This is a genomic window from Pedobacter nototheniae, from assembly GCF_004335085.1.
In the GTDB taxonomy this organism is placed as follows: domain Bacteria; phylum Bacteroidota; class Bacteroidia; order Sphingobacteriales; family Sphingobacteriaceae; genus Pedobacter; species Pedobacter nototheniae.
The window spans coordinates 1-1,296 of sequence record NZ_RQRS01000004.1; the positions used below are offsets into that span (position 1 = coordinate 1).

Below are 1,296 nucleotides of genomic sequence, written 5' to 3' on the forward strand. Positions count from 1 at the left end.
ACTAAAAAGCAGAGGTCTGTTACAGGTTTTAGATCTTAAATCTGGATATGAACATAGTTCACCTCTGCTTTTAAGGTTTTCTTTATCAAATTTAAATCTTTGATAATCTTTCTCAAACCTAAGGGATATAAGCGAAAAGCCCACAGCGCAGCGAGGACTTGAAGCGTTAGCAGGCGCAAACTTACCTAGCAATACAGGCTTTGCTTTCCAGATAGATATTCTTTGCCACACTCCAATTGGCTATGTTTTTTATATCAACCGCAAGGGTAAATCCTAATTAAAACAAAGATTGCTTCAGCATGCTTATACCCGGCTTCGCAATTACGATTGAGTTAAAATAATTCAGCACGGCAATCTGTCTTTGCCAGTTTTCGATTCTTCATCGAAACGAAGCAATCTTTTGTTAAGTAGCTGATTATTTTGCTAAGCATTAGAATTTGGAAATGAACGCTACGGTGTACATGGCAATTGAAGTCCTGCTTTTACACTGTATCCCGATAGAAAAAATCAGGATGTCGTTTTAATCAGGTTTAGATACAATGTTATTGCCCTCGATTTAACAAATTTCCTTGTTGCCTCGCTGCCGCAAGCGTCTCGCTTGTGGTCGTATTCTAAAGCCTGGGTATTTGTAACTATAGCTCATTAATTAAATATATTATAGCATGTTTACTACTTTACTCCCACAAGCGAGACGCTTGCGGGGGCGGCTAGTTATACTCGTGCCATCGCTATTTATACTCGTGCCATCGCTATTTATACTCGTGCCATCGCTATTTATACTCGTGCCATCGCTATTTATACTCGTGCCATCGCTATTTATATTCGTGCCATCGCTATTTATACTCGTGCCATCGCTAGTTATTACTCGTGCCATCGCTAGTTATACTTGTGCCATCGCTATTTATATTCGTGCCATCGCTAGTTATACTTGTGCCATCGCTATTTATATTCGTGCCATCGCTAGTTATATTCGTGCCATCGCTAGTTATACTCGTGCCATCGCTAGTTGTACTCGTGCCATCGCTAGTTATTACTCGTGCCATCGTTAGTTATATTCGTGCCATCGCCTCGCTGCCGCAAAAAGTCGTCTTTGCGAGGTACGAAGCAATCTTACAACGATAGGTTTTACTTTCTAATGCACTAGGATTGCTTCGTACCTCGCAAAGACGATCGCCTTAAAATAACCTTAACTGAATAGCATTGGTGTTCTCACCATACCATTTAAATGTGATTTATTAATGTACTATGATGTGATTGGTGATAACCAACCGCAAGGGTAAATAACAATAAAACAAT

General features: G+C 39.9%; 2 protein-coding genes. Both read right to left on the reverse strand.

Translation table 11 applies throughout. The features are described from left to right. Positions 1-655: 655 nt before the first annotated feature. A complete protein-coding gene (locus tag EHC72_RS04935) occupies positions 656-874 on the reverse strand; it encodes a hypothetical protein (protein WP_131536563.1) in 219 nt (72 codons plus the stop codon). Beyond that, positions 855-1,043, reverse strand: a complete 189-nt coding sequence (locus EHC72_RS04940; RefSeq protein ID WP_131536564.1) for a hypothetical protein — start codon at positions 1,041-1,043, stop codon at positions 855-857. Before EHC72_RS04940 ends, EHC72_RS04935 begins: the two co-directional genes overlap by 20 nt. Positions 1,044-1,296 lie beyond the last annotated feature (253 nt).

What these genes read in the sequence shown, in the direction of transcription:
- EHC72_RS04935 (WP_131536563.1), bottom strand. Translation starts at nt 874, where the DNA reads ATGGCACGAGTAATAACTAGCGATGGCACGAGTATAAATAGCGATGGC.
- EHC72_RS04940 (WP_131536564.1), bottom strand. Translation starts at nt 1,043, where the DNA reads ATGGCACGAGTAATAACTAGCGATGGCACGAGTACAACTAGCGATGGC.